Origin of the sequence: Cronobacter turicensis (genome assembly GCF_041222865.1) — a bacterium.
GTDB classification, from domain to species: Bacteria; Pseudomonadota; Gammaproteobacteria; order Enterobacterales; family Enterobacteriaceae; genus Cronobacter; species Cronobacter turicensis.
This window is the reverse complement of the sequence record NZ_CP165997.1, coordinates 4,262,976-4,285,000: the sequence shown is the minus strand read 5'-3', so window position 1 is coordinate 4,285,000 and position 22,025 is coordinate 4,262,976. Positions and strand designations below refer to the sequence as shown.

16 protein-coding genes are annotated in these 22,025 nt (G+C 56.2%); all 16 read left to right on the top strand.

Annotated features, from left to right (window positions below):
- Positions 1–128 precede the first annotated feature (128 nt).
- The 16 genes from tssH to AB8W27_RS20285 all read left to right on the top strand — a co-directional run bounded on the left by tssH (position 129) and on the right by AB8W27_RS20285 (position 21,975).
- Positions 129–2,744 (top strand): type VI secretion system ATPase TssH, encoded by a 2,616-nt coding sequence (gene tssH / locus AB8W27_RS20360; protein ID WP_012814770.1) that lies wholly within the window; start codon positions 129–131, stop codon positions 2,742–2,744.
- Between the two features lie 30 nt (positions 2,745–2,774).
- Entirely contained in the window at positions 2,775–4,208 is a 1,434-nt protein-coding gene (locus AB8W27_RS20355; RefSeq protein WP_012814771.1) for a serine/threonine-protein kinase, read from the top strand.
- Between the two features lie 123 nt (positions 4,209–4,331).
- Positions 4,332–5,798, top strand: a complete 1,467-nt coding sequence (locus tag AB8W27_RS20350; protein WP_041923042.1) for a hypothetical protein — start codon at positions 4,332–4,334, stop codon at positions 5,796–5,798.
- Positions 5,795–6,556: an ankyrin repeat domain-containing protein gene (locus AB8W27_RS20345; RefSeq protein WP_041923043.1), complete on the top strand. Its 762-nt coding sequence runs from the start codon at positions 5,795–5,797 to the stop codon at positions 6,554–6,556. The genes AB8W27_RS20350 and AB8W27_RS20345 overlap by 4 nt, the downstream gene beginning before the upstream one ends.
- A gap of 142 nt (positions 6,557–6,698) precedes the next feature.
- Complete coding sequence (locus AB8W27_RS20340) at positions 6,699–9,299, top strand: type VI secretion system Vgr family protein (protein ID WP_041923044.1); 2,601 nt, start codon at positions 6,699–6,701, stop codon at positions 9,297–9,299.
- Between the two features lie 44 nt (positions 9,300–9,343).
- Complete coding sequence (locus tag AB8W27_RS20335) at positions 9,344–9,865, top strand: hypothetical protein (protein WP_041923045.1); 522 nt, start codon at positions 9,344–9,346, stop codon at positions 9,863–9,865.
- Positions 9,866–9,930: 65 nt separating this feature from the next.
- Complete coding sequence (locus AB8W27_RS20330) at positions 9,931–10,356, top strand: DcrB-related protein (protein WP_012814776.1); 426 nt, start codon at positions 9,931–9,933, stop codon at positions 10,354–10,356.
- Positions 10,357–10,369: 13 nt separating this feature from the next.
- On the top strand, positions 10,370–14,797 hold the full coding sequence (locus tag AB8W27_RS20325) for an RHS repeat-associated core domain-containing protein (RefSeq protein WP_081469629.1): 4,428 nt from the start codon (positions 10,370–10,372) through the stop codon (positions 14,795–14,797).
- Entirely contained in the window at positions 14,790–15,176 is a 387-nt protein-coding gene (locus AB8W27_RS20320; RefSeq protein WP_012814778.1) for a hypothetical protein, read from the top strand. Before AB8W27_RS20325 ends, AB8W27_RS20320 begins: the two co-directional genes overlap by 8 nt.
- A gap of 166 nt (positions 15,177–15,342) precedes the next feature.
- Positions 15,343–15,753, top strand: a complete 411-nt coding sequence (locus AB8W27_RS20315) for a hypothetical protein (protein ID WP_071820256.1) — start codon at positions 15,343–15,345, stop codon at positions 15,751–15,753.
- Positions 15,754–15,870: 117 nt separating this feature from the next.
- Positions 15,871–16,212: a hypothetical protein gene (locus tag AB8W27_RS20310; protein ID WP_282913979.1), complete on the top strand. Its 342-nt coding sequence runs from the start codon at positions 15,871–15,873 to the stop codon at positions 16,210–16,212.
- A gap of 181 nt (positions 16,213–16,393) precedes the next feature.
- Complete coding sequence (locus AB8W27_RS20305) at positions 16,394–16,843, top strand: hypothetical protein (protein WP_012814781.1); 450 nt, start codon at positions 16,394–16,396, stop codon at positions 16,841–16,843.
- An 11-nt stretch (positions 16,844–16,854) separates the two neighbouring features.
- Entirely contained in the window at positions 16,855–17,277 is a 423-nt protein-coding gene (locus AB8W27_RS20300; RefSeq protein ID WP_007766007.1) for a hypothetical protein, read from the top strand.
- 118 nt (positions 17,278–17,395) lie between these two features.
- A complete protein-coding gene (locus AB8W27_RS20295) occupies positions 17,396–19,534 on the top strand; it encodes a type VI secretion system tip protein TssI/VgrG (protein WP_041923046.1) in 2,139 nt (712 codons plus the stop codon).
- 1 nt (position 19,535) lies between these two features.
- Complete coding sequence (locus AB8W27_RS20290) at positions 19,536–20,687, top strand: DUF2169 domain-containing protein (RefSeq protein ID WP_012814783.1); 1,152 nt, start codon at positions 19,536–19,538, stop codon at positions 20,685–20,687.
- Positions 20,680–21,975: a PAAR-like domain-containing protein gene (locus tag AB8W27_RS20285; protein ID WP_012814784.1), complete on the top strand. Its 1,296-nt coding sequence runs from the start codon at positions 20,680–20,682 to the stop codon at positions 21,973–21,975. The genes AB8W27_RS20290 and AB8W27_RS20285 overlap by 8 nt, the downstream gene beginning before the upstream one ends.
- Positions 21,976–22,025 lie beyond the last annotated feature (50 nt).

Here is a 22,025-nt window from a genome sequence, read left to right as displayed (position 1 = left end):
CGGGCGTAAATTACATCAAACACCAGAATTCATGCCTGCCCCGTCTTCCGCCGTTCCCTGGCAGGAAACGGCCGGGGAGGGGCATCGTTATCTGACACACACTTCATCATCTTCAAACGGAACCGATCATGTCAGAAATCAGCCGTGCCGTACTGTTCGGCAAACTGGATACGCTGTTGTTTACCTCGCTGGAAAGCGCCACCTCCTTCTGCAAGCTGCGCGGCAACCCGTATGTGGAGCTGGCGCACTGGCTGCATCAGCTGATGCAGCAGCAGGACGGGGATTTACAACATCTGATCCGCCATTTTTCACTGGATGAAGAGGCGCTGAGCCGGGATATCGTGGCGGCGCTGGATCGCCTGCCGCGCGGCGCAAGTTCCGTTTCCGATCTCTCGGAGCATATCGACAGCGCGGTGGAGCGCGCCTGGGTGTACGGCTCGCTGAAATTCGGCGTGACGCGCATTCGCGGCGGCCATCTGCTGATCGGCATTCTGAAAACCTTTAACCTGGCGAACGTGCTGAAAGGCATCTCCAGCCAGTTCAACCGCATCAGCGCCGACCTGCTGGTCGAGCAGTTCGATGCGATTTTCGCGGGCAGCAAAGAGGCCCAGCAGGCGGTCGCCGCCGCGCCGGACGCCGCCGGTAACGCGCCGGTGCAGCAGGGCACGCTCGCGCAGTACGGCCAGGATCTCACCGCGCGTGCGCGTGAAGGCAAAATCGATCCGGTGGTCGGGCGCGATGAAGAGATCCGCCAGATGGTGGATATTCTGATGCGCCGCCGTCAGAACAACCCGCTACTGACCGGTGAAGCGGGCGTGGGTAAAACCGCGGTCGTGGAAGGCCTGGCGCACCGTATCGCCGCAGGCGATGTCCCGGAGCCGCTGCAAAACGTGCAGCTGTGGCTGCTCGATATCGGCATGTTGCAGGCGGGCGCGGGCATGAAAGGCGAGTTCGAAGCGCGTCTGCAGGGGCTTATCAATGAAGTGCAGTCCAGCGCCACGCCGATTGTGCTGTTTATCGACGAAATCCATACGCTTATCGGCGCGGGCGGCCAGCAGGGCACCGGCGATGCCGCCAACCTGCTGAAACCGGCGCTGGCGCGCGGTCAGCTGCGTACCATCGGCGCCACCACCTGGGCGGAATATAAAAAATACATCGAGAAAGATCCGGCCCTGACGCGCCGCTTCCAGACCGTGCAGGTACATGAGCCGGATGAAGAAAAAGCCGTGCTGATGCTGCGCAGCACCGTTTCGCCGCTGGAGAAACATCACCGCGTGCTGCTGCTGGATGAAGCGGTCAGCGCGGCGGTGAAACTGTCGCACCGCTACATTCCGGCGCGCCAGTTGCCGGATAAAGCCGTCGCGCTGCTGGATACCGCCTGCGCGCGCGTCGCTGTCAGCCAGAGCGCGCCGCCGCCGCAGTTAGAAGATTGCCTGCACCGCATCGCGGCGCTGGACGTCGAAGCGGAAATCGCCGAGCGCGAAGCGCGCGTGGCGGTGGGCGACGGCGAGCGCGTGGCGCGTCTGAATGCCGAGCGTGAAGCGCTGGAAGCCGAACGCGACGCCCTGACCGCCCGCTGGGAAGAAGAACGCGCGCTGGTGGATGCGATTATCGCTCTGCGCGCCGAGCTGCATATGGCTGATGAAGAAGCCCAGCCTGCGCTGCGTGAAACGCTGGCGGAGCGCCAGAAAGCGCTGGCCGCCGTGCAGGGCGACGCGCCGCTGTTGTTCGCCGCGGTGGACGCGAACGTCGTCGCGGCGGTGGTCTCCGACTGGACCGGCATCCCGCTGGGCCGCATGGTGAAAAACGAAATCGACGCGGTGCTGAAGCTTGCCGACACGCTGAACCAGCGCGTTATCGGCCAGCGTCACGGGCTTGAGCTTATCGCCAAACGCGTGCGTACCTCCCGCGCGCGCCTCGACGACCCGAACAAGCCGGTGGGCGTCTTTATGCTCTGCGGCCCGTCCGGCGTCGGTAAAACCGAAACCGCGCTGGCGCTCGCCGAGTCGCTGTACGGCGGCGAGCAGAACGTTATCACCATCAACATGAGCGAATTCCAGGAGGCGCATACGGTCTCCACGCTGAAAGGCGCGCCTCCGGGCTACGTGGGCTACGGCGAAGGCGGCGTGCTGACCGAAGCGGTGCGTCGTCGTCCTTACAGCGTCGTGCTGCTCGATGAGATTGAAAAAGCGCACCCGGACGTACATGAGATTTTCTTCCAGGTGTTCGATAAAGGCTGGATGGAAGATGGCGAAGGGCGTCATATCGATTTCCGCAACACGATTATCATCCTGACGTCTAACGTCGGCACCGATCTTATCAGCGCCATGTGCGCCGACCCGGACCTGATGCCGGAGCCGGAGGCGCTCAGCGGCGCGCTGCGTCAGCCGCTTTTGCAGGTTTTTCCGCCAGCATTGCTGGGCCGATTGCTGGTTGTGCCGTATTATCCGTTAAGCGACGCGATGCTGGCCGAAATTGTGAAATTGCAGCTTAAGCGGATCCAGCGTCGTCTTGAGGAAAATCACGGTATTATTTCCGAATTCGACGACAGCGTAATTACCCAGATTGTGGCGCGTTGCACCGAGGTGGAATCCGGCGGCCGTATGGTCGATGCGATTCTTACCAACACCCTGCTGCCGCAGATGAGCCAGATACTGCTCACCGCCAGCGCGCAGGACGAGAAATATCGCCGTCTGCGCGTGACGTTCGAGCAGGGTGAGTTTCAGTGTCAGTTTGCGGCGTAACGCCATCATCAAGCAGAGAGTTTTCCAAACATGACGGATTACGAAAACAACCGGACTGTACCCAACGCCCTGCCGATTGGTTACCGTTTCAATGAGTTTGAAATTAAGGAAGTGATTGGTGGTGGCGGTTTCGGCATTGTCTATCGCGCCTGGGACCATCAGCTTGAGCGTACCATTGCGATTAAAGAGTTTATGCCGTCGTCGCTGGCGGTGCGTAATGACGACATGCGCCTGGTGTTGCGCAGCGACCGCTTCAGCAAAGCGTTTACCGCGGGCCTGAACAGCTTTATCCAGGAGGCGCGCCTGCTGGCGCGCTTCAACCACCCGAACCTGCTGCATGTGCTGCGCTTCTGGGTGCAAAACGATACCGCCTACATGGGCACGGTGTTTTACAGCGGCACTACGCTGTCGCGCCTGAGCAAACAGCACCCGGAGATGATCAACGAGGCGTGGATCCGCCGCACGCTGCCGATGCTGTTCGGGGCCATCAAAACGATTCATGACGAAGGTTACCTGCACCGCGATATCTCGCTGGATAACATCCAGATCCAGGATAACGGTCTGCCGGTGCTGCTGGATTTCGGCTCCGCGCGCCGCAGTATCGGCAACGTCTCCGATGAGACGGAAACCATGCTGCGTCCGGGCTTTGCGCCGATTGAGCAGTACACCGACGACAACGAAAGCGAGCAGGGCCCGTGGACCGATATCTACGCGCTGGGCGCAGTGCTGCATACGCTGATTATGGGCTCGCCGCCGCCGGTGAGCGTGGTGCGCAGCATCGCCGACAGCTACCGTCCGCTCGCCGAGCTGCGCCCGGAAGGCTATTCGCTGCCGCTGTTACAGGCCATCGACCGCGCGCTGGCGCTGAAAATGGAAGACCGTCCGCAGTCGATCGATGAATTCGCCGCGCTGATTGAAATGCCGGTCGCCGGGCTCGATGACGTCATGAGCGTGAAAAAGCCGGGCACCATGCTGGTGCCGGTGGAAGAAGAAGAGACCACACCTGCCGCCGCGACGGGCTGGCGCCGTTACAAAGTGCCGGGGCTGATTGCCGCGGGCGTGCTGGTGGGCCTGGTTGCGGGCGGATTGTTGTTTAGCGGCGGCGACGATAACTCTGCGTCGGACACCGCCAGCAACGACAGCGCGCCGCGTGAACAAGCGCCTGCGCAGCCGCCGGTGCAGAACACCACGACCGCGCCGGCGACCACGACGACGCAGGACGCCGCGCCGGAGCAAAACGCGCCGGTACAGGGCGCGCTGGTGGCGCAGATTTACGTGCGCATGGGCGAGGGCGAGCAGTTGTCGCTTAACGGCAAAACGCAGACCGTGACGCCTGCCGAGAACGGCTTCGCCTCGCTGCAACTGCCGACCGGCAATTATGAGCTCATCATTAAAGGTCGCGGCCAGTCCCGCAGTCAGACCATCAATGTCTCCCGTCCGGGCACCTGGCTTGTAAACCCGTAAGGATACCGGGAGGCGTTACCGGCGGCGGATTGCCCGTTGCCACCCCACGGCGCCTCCCGTCCTGATTCCGGCTTGTGCTTCATAAAATGCCGGCAGGCGAATACCCGCTACAGGACAAAGCGTATGTACCACATCAAAATTGTCTCTATTTTCCGCGAGAACGTTCCGCCTGCGCAGTTTGAAAGGATTATGCGTCCTGACATCGCCGCGCAGTGGATAATGTCTGTGCCGGATAACACCGTGCGCACGCTGTTTACGCGTTACGATCAGTTTCAGCCTTCGACCCGTGCGAACCCGTATCAGTCCGGGCGTGACTTACGCAAGCTGATTGCCGATGAATTCTGGCATGGCAACCTGGTGGCGATTGATGAAAGCTCGCGGCCCTGGTCGCCCACCACCGAGCTTTACTACATTAATAAGAAAGGCGAACTGGAGCCGACCCACGCGCCCCGGTCCCTGATGTTTCCGTTAGGTAGCATTATCGTTCGCTATGGCGCGATGGTGCGTGTCTATCGGACGCTTCCGCCGCCGACCGTCAGACCAGCCCAGGTCGTGAAATCAAAAGCCGCAGCGGGCCCTGAGCTGGCGACGCCGGGCAAAGATATGAAGCAGACCGCCGCGCAGCTTAAAGCGATGACCAAGGCGGAACGCTGGCAGGCGCGTAAAGATCTCATCAGCAAGGGCAGCGGTAGTATCTACCCCGATGCGCAGATCGCCGCGAAGCGTCTGGCGGAGAACAATATCGCCGTCGAAAAAGCCAAGCTTGCGGAAAACGTCTACAAGACGGTTAACCCGCTGGAAACCACACCCGGCGTGCCGGAGGGCTGGAAGGATATCAGTAATGACAGCGCGGCCCTGAATAAGCTCGGCCTGAAAAGCAATATGCTGTATGACGACCCCGCCTCGCCCAATTTTCTGGCGCGCGTTTACCAGCCTGACCAGGCCGTCTTTGGCAATGATATGAACCCGACGGTGGTCTTCAGGGGCTCAAGGGAGCCAGAGTTTGCCTCGATAGGAGATAACCTCTCTTCGCTGTGGAACAAAGGCGAGCTGGCGCCGGTGAAAAACGGGGCTGACTGGTCGAACAACTTCGCACAAGGGATGGGCAAGAATTCCACCTATTACCAGAATGCGGTGTCTATTGGCGATAAGCTGGCGATGTCGGGCCAGAACGTGGATATCGCGGGTCACTCACTGGGCGGCGGCCTGGCTTCCGCCACCTCCATGGCCAGCGGTAAACCGGGCTGGACCTTCAACGCCGCCGGTCTCAACAGCGACACCGTGGAAAAATATGGCGGCACTGTTCTGGGTAAAACAGATGATATCCAGGCCTACCGCGTTGAGGGCGAGTTGCTGACGAAAGCGCAGGAAGTGAATGTCTGGGAAGACCTTAAGTCGATGAAAGGCCTTCCCGTGCCGACCCTGCTTAAAGAAGGCGTTTCTGCGCTCAGCCCCAATGCTGCGGGGATTCCACACGATCTGCCCGGCGGCACGGGAAGCGCGCTTGATCGCCATGGCATCGGGCAGGCGATTAACTGTATCGAGCAGCAAAAAGACGAAGACATTGCCATCATCGGGAGCCGCCTGTGAAAAATCTCTTTTGGGGCTGCCTCGCGCTGTGTTTTACCTTCATGATTCAGGGGTGTAAGCAAGATATGGATTTAAATCCGCAGGACTACTTCAGCGGCCAGCAACTGACGCTTGCTAAAGCTATCGAAGACGGCAAGGTTGAAGACGTCGAAAAACTCGCGCCGGAAACCGACCTGAATAAACCCGGCCAGCAGGACATGACACCGTTATTCTGGGCGCTGGGAAATGCCTTAAATGATAAAAAAACACCTGACCAGTTAACGATCATTACCGTGCTGGTTAAGGCCGGAGCCGATCCGCTCCAGCCGCGTCCGCAGGGGCAAAGCAGCGCGGCTGAGTTTGTACTCAACGCTGACAGCGGCGACTGGATCAAGGCGATGCTCGACGGCGGTTTATCGCCGGACGCGAAAGATAAAACGTCCCATGAGCCTATTATTTTTGAAACCATTAAAGCCAAAAATACTGAAACGCTGAAAGCCATGCTCGATGCGGGAGCCAATATCAACGTTACGGATGAACTGAACAGCTCCCTGGTATTTGAGGCGTTGAATTTCCACGCTTATGACCATGTTTTACTGCTGCTGGAAAGAGGCGCCGACCCGGAAATCCGGGCCAATAATGGCTGGACGATGGGCAACCAGCTTGAGCGTTTCCTGAAGCGGGCAAAAGCGGGCAGCGACGAGTATCAAAAGCTCACTGAAATAAAAGAGAAGCTCATTGAGCACGGCGGAAAATGGCCGCCCGCCCCGGTTAAATAATTCCTGCACGACCTTACCCGCTGACACGCGCCTGCATAATTCCTGATTATGCAGGCGATATCATTTCTGATGCCGCGGGTTTTCTCCCTTTCTGCTTTGCCGCTACACACGCAATCGCATAAGACATTATGGAATGAAGACTATGCTCAACCGAATCACCGTTCAGCTCCCGGTCGAGGGGCTGCTTTTCTGGAAACTCTCCGGGCGCGAGGCGCTGTCGGAGCCGTTCATGTTCACCCTGACGCTGCTCGGCACTGACGCACGCGCCGACCGCAGCGCGCTGCTGGGGCAGCCGGTGACGGTGACCATCCCGACCCAGGCGCTGATGACGCCGCGCTACCTCAACGGCAAGGTGACCCGCGTGGCGGTGACCGCCGTGGAGCTTTCCGGCACCCGCTACGCGGCCTATGAGCTGACGGTGGAGCCGGACCTGTGGCCGATGCATCGCGACCGTAACCTGCGTATCTTCCAGGGCCAGACGGTGCCGCAGATAGTGAAAACGCTGCTCGGCGAAAGCCGGGTCAACATGGAAGAGCGTCTTTCCGGCAGCTACCGGGTCTGGGAGTACTGCGTGCAGTACCAGGAGAGCAGTCTCGACTTCATCAGCCGCCTGCTGGAGCTGGAAGGCATCACCTATCACTTCCGTCACGAGCAGGACCGCCATACGCTTATCCTCACCGACGCCCCCGGCCAGTATGAGCCGTTCCCGGGCTACGAGACCATTCCGTACCATGTGACCCCTTCAGGCGGCAGTACAGATGAAGAGGGCATCAGCCAGTGGGCGCTGGAGGACAGCGTGACGCCGGGCATCTACAGCCTCGATGATTACGACTTCCGCAAGCCGAACGCGTGGCTGTTCCAGGCGCGGCAGAACCCGCTGTCGCCGCAGCCGGGGAGCATTGACGTCTACGACTGGCCGGGCCGCTTTGTGGAGCACGGTCACGGCGAGTTCTACGCCCGCATCCGCCAGGAGCGCTGGCAGGTGGAGCACCGCCAGACGCAGGGCTCCGGCACCGCGCTGGGCATCGCGCCGGGCCACACCTTCGTGCTGCGCAACGCCCCGTTCTTCGGGGATAACGGCGAGTACCTGACCACGGTGGCGCATTACCGCTTTGAGGAAAACCGCTACGCCAGCGGCCCGGACAGCAACACCCTCCACGAAATCCGCTTTGAAGTGATACCGGCGGACGTGCCGTACCGCCCGTCGCAGAAGACGCCGTGGCCCAGAACTTACGGCCCGCAGACGGCGAAGGTGGTCGGCCCGCAGGGCGAGAGTATCTGGACCGACAAATATGGCCGGGTGAAGGTGAAGTTCCACTGGGACCGTCTCGGCAAGGGCGACGACACCAGTTCCAGCTGGGTGCGTGTGTCGAGCGCGTGGGCGGGCCAGGGCTTCGGCGGGGTGCAGATACCGCGCGTGGGCGACGAAGTGGTGGTGGACTTCATCAACGGCGACCCGGACCGCCCGCTGATTACCGGGCGCGTGTACAACGAAGCGAGTATGCCGCCGTGGGCGCTGCCGGCGGCGGCGACGCAGATGGGCTTTTTAAGCCGCTCGAAGGACGGCTCGCCGGACAACGCCAACGCCCTGCGCTTTGAAGACAAGGCGGGCGAGGAGCAGGTGTGGCTGCAGGCCGAGCGCAATCTCGATACCAAAGTGAAAAATGACGAGTCGCATACCGTCCACGGCGCGCGCAGCCATTATGTACGTAAAAATGAATTACATCGCGTCGAAGAGAATCAGATTCAGGCGGTTAAAGGCGGCACCGAAATCCTGACAGGAAAGGGCAAGCTGGACGCCGTTGTTGAACAATATGTTCTGGCCTCAGGAACCAAGCTGCGTCTGGTCTGCGGTGAAAGTGCCATTGAACTCAATGCAAACGGCAAAATTAATCTGATCGGTAAAGATTTTAATTTCTTTGTCGAAGGGGATGGCTATATTACGACAGGCGGTAAGCTACACCTTAATACTGCCGGTACACAGCCAGGAACGACCGCGCCGGGTTCGGGTCATAAAGAAAATATAAAGACTGCGGTAGAACAACATTTTACGCCGCAGAAAAGTGTAAAAAATGCTACTCCGGCTTTAGCCACCGCGCCAGCCAAAACAAGCATAAAACCTGCTCCCGCCCTTAAATCATCTCCACCATTGAAAGGCGATTACGTCTATAAAAACGATCCTTCCGACTCACAAATAATGCCTTTCAGCGAAGATGTTGTTAAGGAGATTAATAAATCACCAACGCTGCAGACACAGATGAAAGCTTTAAAATCCCAAGGATGGTCAATCCTGCCAGGCCCAAAAGGCGGAGGATGTTATACAGATGTCGCGAACAAGTTTATTGTTATGGATCCAGAATATATGGAAACACCCACTGATACTGTGCAAACACTTGCGCATGAGGCTGGTCATGCGCTATATCCGGTTGCTGAAGATTACTCCAGCCGGGAAAATTTTATTAATAGTCAACTCATGGATGAAGGTGGAGCAACGTTGAATAATATTAAAGTTCAGCGTGAAATTCTGGCTAATGGCGGTATCGATATTGATATCGCAGGCTCCGAAGAAAATTTGGCAGCGTATAATTCAATCTATGACAAAATGGACCGTGGTGACTTATCTCGAACTAGCGCAGCACAAGCTATAGGCAAAATATATGGCAAAGGTGAAATAGCTTCAGGTGGAGATGTAAATTATGCGGACAAGTACGGGGCCTTTTATGATAGTAAAATGGGAAAATAATCCCTGACGCTGCCATTTAGTATGTTGATATTTATGAGGGCACTATGGTGATTAATATAATAAAGACAAGCTTTGTTGTTTTTATAATCTCTTCATTATTTAATTTTACTTATGCAGGACAAAAAGACATGAATCAAGATTCCTTATGGGGCATTGTCAAAGCATTAAAATCCGTTTGGGGCAAACAAGCAGACGATGTCAGCCAGCTTCTTAAACAGCCTCTCGTCCGAACAGTGGCAACAGCGGACAATCGCTTCACATCCGCCACCTTTGCGTTAATGGATGGGACACGGATAAGCGATCTTGATGTGCGTCTGTGGAACAATGGTGAAAAATCGGTCTCGCTGGTTTCGTTTATTGTTGATACGCCTTGTATAACGCTTGAGCAAGTCAGAGAACATTTCCCTGATGCTAGACTATTTAACATACCGAAGGGACATGCCGTCGGACAAATGATCGGTTACCGGACTGCAAGAGATGACCGCGGACTTGCCTGGGCTTTTAGTTTCCCGGAACAGGATTCACGGTGTCTGAAACGTATCACGATGGCTAAGTATGAATATTAAGCGCAGGTACTCTTAACCCGCTCTTAATTATTATTTAGCGTAAAAATCTTATTACAGGCCCCACCATGAAATATACCCTTCAGGAAGGTTCATTTTCCCTTTTTCCTGCCGCCTGGCAGGACACCAGCATGACGATGTTACGCGACGATGAGAGCGGCTTATCGTTAATTGTCAGCCGCGGCGCAATTCCGGATGACAGCGATTTTGAAAAAGAATTCCACCGCCAGTGGGAAGTGCTGCGCGCACAAATGGGTGAGATTCAACAGAGCGAGTTTGCACGTATCCTGGTCGGACAGCCTTCGCACCGCGCGGTGGAAGTTGAAACCGCGTTTGTACGTCAGGATCAGCAGATCTGGCAAAAGCAGTTTGCTGTACAGGCGCTGGATGCTCCACGCCTTTTAATCTTCACCCTTTCCGCGCTGCGCCCCTTCACTGATGAAGATGTGGAACGCTGGAATACGATCAAACAAAGCCTGACGCTGCATAAATAATGGAATACATGGCATGAGCGACAAACATGCAGCCCGCCAGGGCGATAAGATTATTCACTCCAGTGTCTTTGCAGATATCACAAGCCTTGTAGCTGAAGGTCTCGCGTATGCGGCAATTGGCTCGGCGGTAGCAGTCGCCGCAACGGCCGCCGCGCCGCTTGCGGGTGCTGGCGCTGCGGCGGCGGGGCTGGCGGCGATAGGTTCCAGCTGTGCACTGAGCGGAATTATCGGTGGTATCCTGGCGAATGCCGCAGGCATCACGGATGACATCAGTAATATGGCGACGGGGATCGGCAATGCGATTTTCCCGCCATCACCGGCTGGTTTCATCGCCACCGGCTCTGCCAACGTGCTGACCAACAAACTTCCGGCTGCTCGCGCGGCAGGCAAACTCACGCCAGGCGACACGCCGCCGCCGGAGCCGCAAAAGCCTGGCAGTTTCGCCGACTACGGCGGTATGTTGCTTTCCGCAGCGGCGCAGTTCGGCAGCGAGATGTGGCAGCCTACGGTCGCGACTGCCGCGCCAGGGACCTCGTCGCTGGAGCTGGATACCGTGCTTTGCGATAAACATTCCGGCCCGCAATACCTGGCGGAAGGGTCAAAAAGCGTCTTCATTAACGGTCAGCCTGCCGTACGCGCCAAAGATCGCACCACCTGCGAAGCCACTATTTCGGACGATGTGTCGCCAAACGTCATTATCGGTGGTGAAACGCTGACGGTGCGCGACATCAAAAGCGGTAAAACCGCAGGGCTGGCGGTAGCGATGATTGCCCTTTCGCTCATTCGAGGGCGCCCCGGCAACATTCTTAAAAATATGCCCTGCGCTTTAGTGTCGGCAGGCGCCGGTATGCTCACGGATATGGCGATAAACGCGGTTTTCGCCTCATTCCACCCCGTTCATGCCGCCACCGGCGTGAAGGTCCTGAACGACAATAATGAACTGGACTTCTCACTGCCTGGTCGTTTTCCCCTGCGCTGGCAGCGCAGCTATAACAGCTTAACCACCCGCGAAGGATTGTTCGGCCTTGGCTGGGCCACGGCATTCGACAGCTACCTGACGCTGGAAGATGGCGAAGCCACCTGGTTTGACGAGACCGGCCGTGAGTTGCGCTTTACGCTGCCGCCGCTGAACCAGGCGCTATACAGTATCAGCGAAGGGCTTATCGTTCGACGCAATGAGAACGGCGATGTGGCGATCGCCGACGACGATGGCGCCGTCTGGCGTCTGTTCAAACCCACCCGCGGCAACCCTTCAGTACTGCGCCTCGCGTCGCTGAGCGACGAATATGGCAATGCGCTGGAAACTGGCTGGGATGAACATGGCCGCCTGGTGCGCATTCACGACGCGCCGTGCGCCATTGATGTCACGCTGCGCTATGAGGATGAGCGCTTTCCACGGCGTGTCACTTCAGCCTCACATTTTGACGGCGACAAAACGTGGCCGCTGGTGACTTATCGTTACGACGGACGCGGGCAACTGACGGCGGTCACCGACGCAACCGGCATCACGACGCGCGAATATCGCTATAACGATGCTGGCCTGATGATCTGGCACCGGTTACCCGGCGGGCTGGAGAGTGAATATCGCTGGGAGAAATTCGATCACTGGCGCGTGGTAGAGAACCGCACCAGCACCGGCGACGGTTGCCGTATCGCTTACGATCTGACCGCAGGGCTGACGACGGTCACGCAATACGACGGCCAGACGCGTCAGCATTACTGGAATAAGCAGGGGCTTATCACTCGTTTTGTCGATGAGCGCGGCGAAACCTGGCGTTACGAGTGGAATGAACACGATCTGCTGACCCGCCGTATCGACCCACTGGGTAACGCGACCACCTTCGTCTATGACGACATGGGTAACCGGGTGCAAGAGGTGGATGCTGAAGGCAACATCCGCGCCACGCAGTGGCTGGAGCATCGTGCGTTACCTGCGGCTATCACTGAGGCAGACGGTACCGCCACACGTTTTTACTACGATGAGCACCATGGGCTGGAGCGCATCGTCGATGCGCTCGGGCAAACCACACTGTTGCGCCGCGACGAGTGTGGACAAATCGTGGAAGAGGTGGATGCGGCGGGTAACAGCCGCCACCAGGAATATAACGACGCGGGGCAAGTCATTCGCGCGACGGACTGTTCGGGGCGCGTTACCCGTTACCGCTATCACCCGCTTGGTTGGTTAAGTACTGCTATCTCAGCGGATGGCGAAGAGACCCGCTATCACTACGATGCCGCAGGGCGTCCGATCCAGCTGGAACGCCCGGAAGGCTGGGAAGAACGCCTGTTATGGAATGCGCGCGGTCTGCCTGAGGCGCATGAAGGGGCTGACGGCAAGCGCAGCGAATTTACTTATGATGCTGCGGGGCGTCTTGTTTCAACCTCTAACCCGAAGGGGGAGACAGTGCGCCGCCGCTGGGACAGTCGCGGCCGCCTGATTGAACTCGAAAATGAAAAGGGCGAGGCATACCAGTTCCGCTGGGGCGCGGATTCCCGGCTGCTGGAGGAAGAAAGTTTAGACGGCGTGATTACCCGCTACGGGTATGACGCCTGTGGACGCACCATCGCTCGTACTTTCGCCGCCGGGCATCCGGAAGCGATAACCCATACTTTCGCCTGGAGCGCGGCCGGGCAGCTTCTTTCACGCACGACGCCGGAAGGCCAGATCCGCTACGACTACACGCCAGCAGGGTTAATCAGCCGTATCGCACTGCATGCATCGCTTGCGGAAAACGTCTGGAGCCGCGAGGCGGAACAGGAGCTGCGCTTTGAGTATGACGCCCTGGGCCGCGTCATCGGCGAACAAAGCGAAAACGGCGCGCTGGGCTGGACTTACGATGCGCTCGGCAACCGTACTTCTGTGCAACTGCCCGACGGGCGAATGCTGAAAAACCACTTCTACGGCAGCGGTCATCTGTTGTCCATTGCGCTCGATAACCTGCCGGTCACGGATTTTACCCGTGATGAACTGCACCGCGAGCTGAGCCGTACACAGGGGTTACTCACGAGCCGCAGCGAGTATGACCGGCTGGGCCGCCTGACGAGGCGCGATGTTTTCACCGGCGATGCGCAACGCCCCGCGCCGCGCCGCTGGTCTCGCCGCTGGGATTATGATTATCGCAACAACCTCATCCGCGAGGAGCGCGACGATAACCCCTTCAGCTGGTACCGCTGGAAATATGACAGCGCAGGGCGTCTGCTGACGCAGGACGGCACGCTGCCGGGCCAGGAACAGTGGCAGTGGGACGCGGCGGGCAATCCGCTTGACGACAGCGCGACGCAGACGGTGCGCTTTAACCGCGTGACGCAGCTTAACGGCATCCAGTGGCGTTATGACATTCATGGCCGCACGGTAGAGAAAGATAACGGACAGACCCGCTGGCGCTACCGCTACGACGGCGAGCACCGTCTGACGGACGTTATCAGCCAGCCACGTGACCGCAATAAGCCGCAGGTGGAGGTGAGCTTCCGCTACGACCCGCTGGGGCGGCGCATCAGCAAGACCCGCCGTCAGTTTCTGGCGGGGCAACCCACCGGTAAAGCGGTCACCACGCGCTTTGTCTGGGAAGGGTTCCGGCTGCTACAGGAAATCCATGACGAGGTACCGCTCACCTACGTTTACAGCGACCCGCACAGCTACGAGCCGCTGGCGCGCATCGACGGCACGCAGGCCCCGGATATTTACTGGTTCCACAACCAGCCGAACGGCACGCCGGAGCGGCTGACCGATGTGGAAGGCCGGGTGCGCTGGGAAGGGCGAAACAGCGCGTGGGGCAAGCTGGCGCATGAGTCGACGCCGCTGCCGACGGGCTATAACCAGAACCTGCGTATGCAGGGCCAGTACCTGGATCGCGAAACCGGGCTTCACTACAATTTATTTCGTTACTATGACCCGGACTGCGGCAGGTTCACGCAGCACGACCCGATTGGTCTGGCGGGCGGTATCAATCTGTACCAGTTTGCGCCGAATGCGCTGGGATGGGTGGATCCGTGGGGGTTGAATAAGACAACATTTTATCATGCTGGAGACATACAAGGGGATATCGATCCATCAAAAGGGCGTGTTGGATTAGATTTTAATCCCGCTAATCATGGGGGTTTTTACGTTACAACCGACAGGGCTCAGGCGACCGAATGGGCGAATATGCGAAATCATCCATCCATAACAGAATTCGAAATCCCAAATTCAGAGTTAGAAAAACTAAACATAAAAACCTTTGATAAAGCAAATAGCGAATGGGCTGAGTTTGTAACGAAGGGACGAGAAAATACGTTAACCCATAATTATGATGCTGTTAGTGGACCTATGCTCGCCAATCCAGGCGCAGTGCGAAAAGGTGCTTCTCCACGGCCCATAGGCCAACAATTAGCTGTATTCACTAGTAAAGCAGCAAAACTATTCAATAAATACAAAAGTAAGGGTTGTAAAAAAAATGATTGAAAAGAAAAATATTACCGATGGAATTATTTTTGAAGAGAATGAATCTTCAGCCAATAAAATAGTTTTCAATTTCCGCTCATGGGTAACTGTTATTATTGGGCTGGTTATTAAATACACTGATAAAAGTAAACAAGAGGCTGAGGGTTTAGTATTCCAATCGCCTATAATATGTGGTGCTTTAAATAATTATATGAGTGTAGCTTTGCGAAGCCATGAAACTGAATATCATTGGGCAATGACTATAGTATATGGTGAGAGGTATTGGGATAAAAATATTAGCGCAGAGGAGCCGCAGGATTATTTCGAATGGGAAAGTGAATATAGATTAAAAAACAATCTTGCAAAAGAGTCTTTCGAGTTTTTTGATGGTTCTGAGTAATACATGGTTTTTATGTTGTAAATTTTTAGCTTGGGATTGTGAAATGTGAACCCCGTTTTACTAATTTCTGAAAACAAACCTTTGAGGAATCAAAGATCTGGTTTCTTAAAGTTACAGGCTCCCATTTGTTTTGATAGAGTTCAAAAGATGATGTCGAGATGTTTTTATGATGATTGATGACAAACTCTACCATTACGCGCTAGGAATGATCTCAAATAAATTCCAATCCTTTGTAAAGGACAATAAAGATTATCAAAGCTCGTCATACATAAGCAATGCGCAACATGAATTGCGAATAATGAAGGCGCATAGAGAAAACGCAAAAATCACAGGGTTAAAGGCTCAAGGACTTGAAGATTTAATTTCGGCGCTTGAAGCGTTCAATAAAGAAAATGTATGTGTAATCAATATTCGTAATAAATCATATTCCTTTAAAATTTATTCTGATGAAAACAACACAGAGGTATTAGGTGTAATAGTTCTTAAGTTAAGGAAGAAATCAGATGAAGAAATTCGTTATGGAAAAGAGGTTCTTGGGATTAAAACCGCTCCTCCTGATCCAAGTAATCATAATTGAATATTATCATTAATTATTACAACATCTTGATTGATACGGATGAACTATTTAAGATCATTGACGAGAAACCAATTAAACCCTGATATAATGAGTAACAAAAGGATTGAAAGATTTAAAGTGGATGATGCGGATATTCATTGGTCTGTTGATGCAAAGGAAATGAGTTTACATATAGAGGGCCTTGATCAAGCTATGCTGGATGATCATCGCCAGAAAATTATTATACTATGTAATGCTCGGCCTCTCCCTGAAAAATTAATTGTCTTAGATGAATGTGGAAATAAGATTCATTTTTTTTCTCCACCAGACGGTGCTAACTTTTATTATTTAACTAAAAATAGTATGCGGGAAGTTTTAGTAGTGTGCGTTTTTAATGAAAAATTTGAAGGGTGGCATGATTGGCACTTTTCTATTGATATTAAAAACAAAACGCTGGTCAAAATGTCTCCGGCTTATTGAGTGGCATAAAATGTTACAGAAAGTGCCGTCTGGGTATGCCATGCAGGAATATCTTGCGTTTTCGGATGTCTACCTGACGCCGATTCCTCATCTTAAACGTTTTACGGCAACGCAACGGTTGAGCAGGGCCACGCACACGTAATGTCAGTGCGTGACAGTATAATGTCTTTGAGGCAATGGAATGTTTTTCGTGGGATTGGTTTTTTTCCTGGCGTGCGCGCTGTATATCATCTGGAAAGGTAAAACGTCCTTTACTCGCAGGCAGTGGCTTTTCTTTGGTCTTAAGCTTGTCGGCATTTTTATTATTTTCGAGGTCGTCTCTTTCGTTTTTCTCGCGATGGCGCTCGTCTGGAATATCTTCTCTCCTGCCGCAGCTGAACATTACTCATGCATCCTGCTTCTGTCAGCCATTGTGCTGTGGGGATTGCAGTTTGCTTCTGTGGGCATAAACACGCAGTTTTTTCTTATTATGAAATTTCATGAGAATTTCAATCAGGATAATTATCAGGCAATACAGTCAGCCGTTAAAAATATCCGCCCGGTAGCGCCATTAGTACTCAGGGCAGCGCTTTCGCTGGGCGCCGCGCTGATTTATTACGGGATATGGCTCGCCCCGTTTCATCTGCAATGACAGGAAGTTAAATGGAAATTTCAACACTCATCTTAAAAAGTTTGCACTTTCTCCTGCCAGCAGGGTTTGTGGCGATTATTATTCATATTATTATCAAAGATAAAAAGGCAGAGAAAAAGAAGAAAGCTATTCTGAACGACCCTCTGTATATCGATGCCGAACTCCTGAACGTGATACCGGGCACGCCCTCGCAGGATGGCATCGTGAACATCACATTAAAATACCAGTATCCGCTCCCGAATGGGGAGATGATGATTCAGGATAATGTCCTGACCGCGATAGAAACTATGGACCTGTTTAAATTTCAGAAGGGTGTCAGCATCCCGATAATCTGTCTTAAATCCGATCCGCGTCAGAATATGCTGAAGATGCGCAATGTGCTTGAAGTCAGGCTCGAAAATCACAAATGGCCCTGGCAAAAGAAAAAGCAATAAAGGCAACCTTAAGAAAATGAATCGATAGGTTATCTTAGACTTTAACTTATCCGCACTGCGTTTATTCGCAAGAAAGATAACCGTTCTGTAATATTCCTCAGCGATATGGACTGAAGTTATGCTCAACCGAATCACCGTTCAGCTCCCGGTCGAGGGGCTGCTTTTCTGGAAACTCTCCGGGCGCGAGGCGCTGTCGGAGCCGTTCATGTTCACCCTGACGCTGCTCGGCACTGACGCACGCGCCGACCGCAGCGCGCTGCTGGGCCAGCCGGTGACGGTGACCATCCCGACCCAGGCGCTGATGACGCCGCGCTACCTCAACGGCAAGGTGACCCGCGTGGCGGTGACCGCCGTGGAGCTTTCCGGCACCCGCTACGCGGCCTACGAGCTGACGGTGGAGCCGGACCTGTGGCCGATGCATCGCGACCGCAACCTGCGTATCTTCCAGGGCCAGACGGTGCCGCAGATAGTGAAGACGCTGCTGGGCGAAAGCCGGGTGAATATGGAAGAGCGGCTGTCGGGCAGCTACCGCGTCTGGGAGTACTGCGTGCAGTACCAGGAGAGCAGTCTGGACTTCATCAGCCGCCTGCTGGAGCTGGAAGGCATCACCTACCACTTCCGCCACGAGCAGGACCGCCACACGCTGGTGCTCACTGACGCCCCCGGCCAGTACGAGCCGTTCCCCGGCTACGAGACCATTCCGTATCACGTCACCCCATCAGGCGGTTCAACCGACGAAGAGGGCATCAGCCAGTGGGCGCTGGAAGACAGCGTGACGCCGGGTATCTACAGCCTCGATGACTACGACTTCCGCAAGCCGAACGCGTGGCTGTTCCAGGCGCGGCAGAACCCGCTGTCGCCGCAGCCGGGGAGTATTGACGTCTACGACTGGCCGGGCCGCTTTGTGGAGCACGGTCACGGCGAGTTCTACGCCCGTATCCGCCAGGAGCGCTGGCAGGTGGAGCACCGCCAGACCCAGGGCTCCGGCACCGCGCTGGGCATCGCGCCGGGCCACACCTTTGTGCTGCGCAACGCGCCGTTCTTCGGGGATAACGGCGAGTACCTGACCACGGTGGCGCATTACCGCTTCGAGGAAAACCGCTACGCCAGCGGGCCGGACAGCAACACCCTCCACGAAATCCGCTTTGAAGTGATACCGGCGGACGTGCCGTACCGCCCGTCGCAGAAGACGCCGTGGCCCAGAACTTACGGCCCGCAGACGGCGAAGGTGGTCGGCCCGCAGGGCGAAAGCATCTGGACCGACAAATATGGCCGGGTGAAGGTGAAATTCCACTGGGACCGCCTCGGCAAGGGCGACGACACCAGCTCCGGCTGGGTGCGTGTGTCGAGCGCGTGGGCGGGCCAGGGTTTTGGCGGGGTGCAGATACCGCGCGTGGGCGACGAAGTGGTGGTGGACTTCATCAACGGCGACCCGGACCGCCCGCTGATTACCGGGCGCGTGTACAACGAAGCGAGTATGCCGCCGTGGGCGCTGCCGGCGGCGGCGACGCAGATGGGCTTTTTAAGCCGCTCGAAGGACGGCTCGCCGGACAACGCCAACGCCCTGCGCTTTGAAGACAAGGCGGGCGAGGAGCAGGTGTGGCTGCATGCTGAAAAGAATATGGATACCGACATCGAGAACGATGAAACGCATTCGGTAGGCAGCAACCGCACCAAAACCATTGGCGCCAATGAAACCACGACGGTGAAGAAAAACCGCACGGAAACGGTCGTGGAAAATGAAACGATCACGGTGCATCAGAACCGCACAGAGACGGTGGATGGCAACGAAACCATCACTATTCATTCCAACCGTAACGAGACGGTCGATCAGAATGAAGAGGTGCGTATCGGGCAAAACCAGAGCGTGACCGTTAACGGCGCCCAGACGCTGCGCGTCGATAAGACCAAAACCGAGACCATTGCGCTCGCCTCCATGCTGAACGTTGGCCTCGCGCAAAACACCAACATTGGCGCGGCGTATGTGCTGAACGTCGGCGCGGGCTGGATGACTAACGTCGGCGCGATGCAGATGCATAACGTGGCGCTCAAATATTCGGTGAACTCCGGCAAAGATCTCAGCCTGTCTGCGGGCACCACGGCGGATTTCAGAGCGGAAGATAAAATCACGCTGGTCTGCGGGGAGTCGATGATTGTGCTGGAACAGAACGGCACCATTACGCTTAGCGCCAATAAGATCAAGATGGTCGGCGAGAAGGTCATCGACATCGACGGTACGGAAATCAATATCAACTGATATGGAAAACTTCACTAATCTCAGCGCTTTCCCGGCCATGCTGTTTGATTCGTTCGACCAGAACGATCACGGCTTCAGCACCGTTGTCGCAAGAATCAGTTACGATCTCGATATCGCCACGGGCGCGCTGACGCTGTGCGACGATCAGGGCGAACTCGTGGAGCAGGATATCTGTTACGGCGAGCCGGGTTACAGCAGCGTCCGGTTTGAAAGCGATCTGGCGCCCTATAAACCCTGGATGGATGTCGTTATTAACGCCAGCGCCTGGGCGCCGCAGGATAAACCCGCGCGCAGCTTTACCGTTGGCGCGCAGATTGGCGAGACGACCCGTCTGTTACGTATTCACGGGCCACGCGAGTGGTGGAACGTGATGGCAGGCTGGCGGCTGACCGATCCTGAACCCCTGCAGACGCTTGAGCTGCGCTACGAATATGCGGCGGGCGGGATGTATACGTTGCCGGACGATCAGGTGGTCGCCGCGCAGGAAAACACGGTCGGGATGGGCTGGTACCCGCGCGAGGTCAGAAAGCACCTGAAAAAAGACCGGCTGCCCGCCCCGCAGATTGAGTGGGTTACCCAGCCGGTGAAAAAGATAGACGAAGCGGGCCTGGCCGCCGGGTTTGGTTTCTATGGCCGCGGCTGGCAGGGGCGCATTGAGCACGCCGGCACGTATGACGAAAACTGGAAGCAAAACCGCCACCCTTTTTTGCCGAAGGACTTTCGTTTTGACTACTGGTGCGGCGCGCATCCGCTGTTGCAGTTTCCGCTGCCTGCGCCCTTAAGCGCGGTTCCTGTGACGCTGAAATATCTCATCTCCGCGCGTGACAAAGCCGATCAGGAGATTCGCTTTCAGGTGCCGGTTGAAAGCCTGTTTGTTTTTATCATGACGCAGAAAGGCGCCGGGGTCGCGCAGGACATGACGCTCGATACGCTGGTGGTGGATGTGCCCGCGCGTAAAGTGCATTGCAGCTATCGCACCGTGATGTCAGAGCTGATGGAGCCGGTGATGACCGAGCTGCGCTTTATCGCGCGTGAAGAACGACACGCGCAGGTCGCACGCGCGCGTCAGCGGCTTACCGATCGCGAATCGGCAGACTTTTTGCCGCTACCCCCGTCGTTATTAAACCTGAAGGAAAGAGGCGCGCATGGCTGAGAACTTTGCCGCCCGTAAAAACGGGAAATATAAACTGGTCTGCCTGGCGCCGGATATGTGCTTTACGCCAGGGATCCAGCCGCCGGTGCCCTATCCGGTGACCGCCACGCTGGAGCCTTCAAAAAGCACCGTCAATTCGGTGAATTTTGGCCGCAACCCCGCTTTTGTCTACAACCAGAGCTTTGTGCCAACCACCATTGGCGATGCGGCGGGGCGCAATAAAGGCGTGGTCAGCGGCACGGTAGAGGGCGACTGCTGGTCTATTGAACACAGCCCGGACACTAACGTCGGCGGGCATCCGCTCAACCGCGTGCAGGATACGTTCGCCATGAACGGCAAAGCCAACGGCGGCCGTGGCGGGAACTTCACCAAGAAAGAGACCTGGGAGCGGCGTAAGGCGCTTATCGCGAAGGGTAAACAGAGCAGCGACCCTAAAGCCCAGGCGGCGGCACAGCGGCTTGAGCAGAATAACGTGGCGGTGGAAAAGGCGCGTCTGGCGGATTACGTGTATGAGCCTCGCGATCCGTCGAAACCCACCCCGGAGATCCCGGCAGGCTGGAAAGATATCTCTAACGATCCGCAAGCGCTCGCAAAATATAACCTGACCCCTAACGACTTCCAGGTGAACGGCGCGCCGCAGTTTCGCGCGCGGATGTACGCGCCAGACGAAGCGGTATTCGGCAAAGATATGACGCCCTCCGTCGTGTTCCGCGGCACGCAGTCGGGGCCGGACTGGGGCGTCAATGCCAAACAGGCGTTTGGTGTCGAAAACCCTTACTACAAACGTGCAGTCAGGATAGGCACCGCGCTGGAGCAAAGTAACGCGCCTGTCGACTGCGTCGGACATTCGCTGGGCGGCGGGCTCGCCTCCGCCTGCTCGCGCGCCAGCAACAAGCCTGGCTGGACATTCAACGCGGCGGGTCTTAACAGCGGAACGGTCGAGAAGTATGGCGGCAACGTGCTTGAGAAGAGCGTGACGTCAGAGAACATCAATGCCTACCGCGTTAAAGGCGAAGTGTTAACCGGTCTGCAGGAGCCAGGCGTGCTGGGCACGATAGGTGTGGTCGGGGCGCTTGGCGCGCTGGGCGCAAAACTCGGCGGCGTGTTTGGCGGCATTATTGGCGCGGGCCTCGGCGTCGTTATCGCCGCGCTGCCCGCCGCCGTAGGCAAAAAGCATGATATGTCGGGCGGCCAGGGCAACCCGGTAAACCGCCATTTTATGAGCCAGGTCATTCCCTGTATCGAGGCAGAAAAAGCAGAGGATGAGGCTATACTGATGGCTTTATAAGGAGCGCAGCATGAAATCATTACGAAGGCTAATTTGCAGTCTCTTCGCCG

What these genes read in the sequence shown, in the direction of transcription:
- tssH (WP_012814770.1), top strand. Translation starts at nt 129, where the DNA reads ATGTCAGAAATCAGCCGTGCCGTACTGTTCGGCAAACTGGATACGCTG.
- AB8W27_RS20355 (WP_012814771.1), top strand. Translation starts at nt 2,775, where the DNA reads ATGACGGATTACGAAAACAACCGGACTGTACCCAACGCCCTGCCGATT.
- AB8W27_RS20350 (WP_041923042.1), top strand. Translation starts at nt 4,332, where the DNA reads ATGTACCACATCAAAATTGTCTCTATTTTCCGCGAGAACGTTCCGCCT.
- AB8W27_RS20340 (WP_041923044.1), top strand. Translation starts at nt 6,699, where the DNA reads ATGCTCAACCGAATCACCGTTCAGCTCCCGGTCGAGGGGCTGCTTTTC.
- AB8W27_RS20335 (WP_041923045.1), top strand. Translation starts at nt 9,344, where the DNA reads ATGGTGATTAATATAATAAAGACAAGCTTTGTTGTTTTTATAATCTCT.
- AB8W27_RS20330 (WP_012814776.1), top strand. Translation starts at nt 9,931, where the DNA reads ATGAAATATACCCTTCAGGAAGGTTCATTTTCCCTTTTTCCTGCCGCC.
- AB8W27_RS20325 (WP_081469629.1), top strand. Translation starts at nt 10,370, where the DNA reads ATGAGCGACAAACATGCAGCCCGCCAGGGCGATAAGATTATTCACTCC.
- AB8W27_RS20320 (WP_012814778.1), top strand. Translation starts at nt 14,790, where the DNA reads ATGATTGAAAAGAAAAATATTACCGATGGAATTATTTTTGAAGAGAAT.
- AB8W27_RS20315 (WP_071820256.1), top strand. Translation starts at nt 15,343, where the DNA reads ATGATGATTGATGACAAACTCTACCATTACGCGCTAGGAATGATCTCA.
- AB8W27_RS20305 (WP_012814781.1), top strand. Translation starts at nt 16,394, where the DNA reads ATGTTTTTCGTGGGATTGGTTTTTTTCCTGGCGTGCGCGCTGTATATC.
- AB8W27_RS20300 (WP_007766007.1), top strand. Translation starts at nt 16,855, where the DNA reads ATGGAAATTTCAACACTCATCTTAAAAAGTTTGCACTTTCTCCTGCCA.
- AB8W27_RS20295 (WP_041923046.1), top strand. Translation starts at nt 17,396, where the DNA reads ATGCTCAACCGAATCACCGTTCAGCTCCCGGTCGAGGGGCTGCTTTTC.
- AB8W27_RS20290 (WP_012814783.1), top strand. Translation starts at nt 19,536, where the DNA reads ATGGAAAACTTCACTAATCTCAGCGCTTTCCCGGCCATGCTGTTTGAT.
- AB8W27_RS20285 (WP_012814784.1), top strand. Translation starts at nt 20,680, where the DNA reads ATGGCTGAGAACTTTGCCGCCCGTAAAAACGGGAAATATAAACTGGTC.